Annotated in this window: 4 protein-coding genes; all 4 read left to right on the top strand. The window is 62.7% G+C overall.

What is annotated here, in order from left to right:
- Positions 1-241 (top strand): CsgG/HfaB family protein (locus tag Q0629_RS08450; protein WP_298781362.1); only part of this gene is annotated, 241 nt, incomplete at its 5' end.
- 89 nt (positions 242-330) lie between these two features.
- A complete protein-coding gene (locus Q0629_RS08445; protein WP_298781359.1) occupies positions 331-1,779 on the top strand; it encodes a CsgG/HfaB family protein in 1,449 nt (482 codons plus the stop codon).
- 273 nt (positions 1,780-2,052) lie between these two features.
- Positions 2,053-2,580: a DUF308 domain-containing protein gene (locus tag Q0629_RS08440; RefSeq protein ID WP_298781356.1), complete on the top strand. Its 528-nt coding sequence runs from the start codon at positions 2,053-2,055 to the stop codon at positions 2,578-2,580.
- A 182-nt stretch (positions 2,581-2,762) separates the two neighbouring features.
- Positions 2,763-3,403 (top strand): class I fructose-bisphosphate aldolase (locus Q0629_RS08435; RefSeq protein ID WP_298781354.1); only part of this gene is annotated, 641 nt, incomplete at its 3' end.

Here is a 3,403-nt window from a genome sequence, read left to right as displayed (position 1 = left end):
CGGGGCTGGGGGCGCTTCCAATACGGCCTACGTGACCCTCGACATCCGCCTCATCGACAACCAGACGAGCGAGGTGGTCTACGCTGCCGCGGCGCAGGGGGCCTCCAACCAGACGCTGGGAGGCCTCATCACGAAATACGGCGGATTCGGGGCAGGCAAGGTCAACGGCATCCTGGCCGCGGCCACGCGCAAGGCCGTGATGAAGCACGTGGAGGCCATGAGGGACCTGAAGCTGGAGTGAGCGAGGGCCGGGACCACTAGGATATGAACCCACACAGGCAATGAGTTCAGGATGGAGCGCTTGGACGAAAAGCGGAGGTGCTTTAATTCATGAGAGTGCGTAAGAGCATTGTAGCAGCGTTGTTTGCCCTGGCCCTATTTGCCGTTCCCTGCCGGGCGCAGGAGGAGAAGGTGCGAATCGGAGTCTTCCAGTTTGAGAGCAAGACGTCGGGCGTGACGCAGCAGCAGGCCAACGCCGTGATGGACCTGATGACCCGTGCCCTGGCCAGCTCGAAGTCGATCTCGGTGATCGAGAGGGATCAGCTGGACAAGGTGGGCAAGGAGATCCGGCTGGGGCAGTCGGGGCTGGTGGACGCCGGCACGGCGGCCGAGCTGGGCCGCATCGCGGGCGTGCAGTACATCCTCCTGGGCGCGGTGACGGAGCTGAACAAGAAGGCGTCGGGAGGTGCGATCCCGCTCTTTGGCAGCATCGGCATCGCGACGGGCTCGGAGGAGGCGCAGGCCACCATTGACGTCCGCATCGTGGACACCTCGACGGCCGAGGTCAGGCTGGCGCTCTCCGAAACGGGCTACTCGTCCAACGAGACCTCCGGCTTGTACATGGGCGGCGCGGTCCTGGCGGAGGGCACCTTCGACGGGCTGGAGAGCCGCGCCATCTCGGACTCGGTGACGCGCCTGGCGGCCCGAATCCGAGGGACGCTGGGTGGGGAAAGCTCGCACGTCCTTTCGGTGGCCGACAAGGAGGCCACGATCGACATCGGCTCCTCCATGGGCGCCAAGGAAGGAGCCCTGTACCTGGTCTATGCCGACGGCAAGACGATCCTTGGCATGAACGGTGAAACCATCGGCCAGGAGCGCTTGGCCCTCGCCGTGCTGAAGGTCCGGGAGGTCGCCCCCGCGTACAGCAACTGCACGTTCGTCAAGGGCGGTAAGGCAGCCCTGGTCCGCCGTGGGGACAAGGTCGAGCCGATCAGCAACAGGATGATAAAATCTCTCAAGTACGCCAGCTCCCGTCCGTCCGCCTCCAGCGGGACCTTCGACCAGATCTTTGGGAACGCCCCTCAGGACGGATCGGCTCCCGCGGCCGAGCCGGCACCGACCGATGAAACGCCGGCCTCAAACACTCCGGAACAGCCCAAACCGGCCGACGAGCCGGCGAAGGGAGACCAAAAAGCGACCGACCAGCCGACGAAGGCAGAGCCCAAGGCGATCCCTGGCTTCGACCCGAACCAGTCCACGGACTCCAAGGTCATCGAAACCTACGCCCTTTCAGGCGGGGACAAGAACCTCCTGGGGATTATGCAGCGCAACGCCTACAACAAGTTCAAGAACGGCAAATACAAGGACGCCTATGCGGAGTTCTCGCGGGCTGCGGACGCCCATCCCACCGTCAACTACCTCTCGGCCTACTGGGCGGGGGTGTCAGCACACAAGCTGAAGAAGGAGGCCGAGGCCCTCAAGTGGATCGAAAAGGCCCTCGCGATCAATCCGGACTACCAGCCGGCTCAGGACTTCAAGGCGAACACTCTGAAGAAGTGACCCCTTGAGGGATGCATTTGTTGGGCCCTGCGCAAAAAACGCGGGGCCCGACAAATGGTCCAGGCGCCTCTGAATCGCCACCCTCGCACAGACTTGACCGTGGACTGCCGAACCGTGAACGCCAGCCGAAAGGCTCTCCGAAAAGCGCAGCCCCATGTTAAAATTTCAGGGAAGCGCTGAAGGAACCCCTTAGCTTGATGATCCTTGATTACTCTCAACAACTTTTGGAGATGAATCAGCGCTTCCTAAATTCATTTTAAGGGAGTGGGCTGTATGAACTCGATGAAGACGTTGCGTTGGACCCTCTATTTGACGGGCGTTATCCTGATCCTCCTCGGCCTTTGGAGCCTGTTCTACCCCCTGGAGGCGCTGCTCTCCCTGGCGATCTACCTGGGGATCGGCTTCTGCCTGTCCGGGATCAACTACCTCCTGCCGTGCTTCTCCCTGCGCGGCGAGGCACTCTATCCCCGCTGGTTCCTGTTCCTCGGCATCATGGACCTGATCGTGGGCGTCCTCATGCTGACGCGCATCGGACTGACGGCCTTCATGATCCCCATGGTCGTAGCGGCGTGGCTGTGTTGGATTGGCCTCGTGCGCCTCGTCACCTGCATCCGCCTGCGCTCCCTCCACCTCCGCGGATGGTGGATCATGCTCCTCAGCAGCCTGGCCCTCATCGCCTGCTCGTGCGCGATGTTCCTCTCGCCCCTCGTCGGCTGGCTCTCCGTCGTGGCGATCCTGTCGTCCACGCTCATCGCAGCGGGCGCGCTGAACATCCTGGAAGGGCGCATGATCTTTCGATGAAGGCAGTCATCCCGGACGATCTCCGCTAAAAGGACGTGACGTAACGCGCGGAATGTGATATCTTCATTAAGCAGACTGAACGACAGCTTGAACGTTCATCCCCTTTACCCGCCCGGAGGCCTGTCCCCGGACGCTCGACACGGTTTGACGGACTCTTGACACCTTAAGGAGGCAAAAGCGCTATGAGCAAGGACATTGAAAAGATCGAAAAACTTCTCGGCGACGAAGCGAAGGACCTTCTGGAGCACAAGTGCAAGGCGATCCCAGCGGACATGCTGCACCTTCCGGGACCGGACTTCGTGGATGAAGTCGTGGCGGCCTCAGACCGTCCCAACCGCGTCCTGAGCTCGCTGACGACGCTCTTCAACCACGGCCGCCTGGCCGGGACGGGCTACCTCTCCATCCTTCCCGTGGACCAGGGCGTCGAGCACTCCGGCGGCGCCTCCTTCGCCCCGAACCCGATCTACTTCGACCCGGAGAACATCATCAAGCTCGCCATGGAGGCAGGCTGCAACGCCGTGGCCAGCACCCTGGGCGTGCTGGGGGCCGTGTCCCGCCGCTACGCGCACCGGATTCCCTTCCTCCTGAAGCTGAACCACAACGAGCTGCTCTCCTACCCCAACAAGGCCGACCAGATCCTCTTTGCCTCCGTGGAGCAGGCCTGCGAGCTGGGAGCGGTCGCCGTCGGCGCGACGATCTACTACGGCAGCGACGAGTCCACGCGCCAGATCCAGGAGATCGCGAAGGCCTTCCACCACGCCCACCAGCTGGGCATGGCGACGGTGCTGTGGTGCTACCTCCGCAACTCCGCCTTCAAGGTGAA

It is taken from the genome of uncultured Fretibacterium sp. (assembly GCF_938030725.1).
Taxonomy (GTDB): Bacteria; Synergistota; Synergistia; order Synergistales; family Aminobacteriaceae; genus Fretibacterium.
The sequence above is the reverse complement of the archived record's forward strand: the minus strand, read 5'-3'. Positions and strand labels throughout refer to the sequence as shown.

Bases quoted from the DNA above. Each gene is read 5' to 3' on its own strand.
- Q0629_RS08440 (WP_298781356.1), top strand. From the start codon at position 2,053: ATGAACTCGATGAAGACGTTGCGTTGGACCCTCTATTTGACGGGCGTT.
- Q0629_RS08445 (WP_298781359.1), top strand. From the start codon at position 331: ATGAGAGTGCGTAAGAGCATTGTAGCAGCGTTGTTTGCCCTGGCCCTA.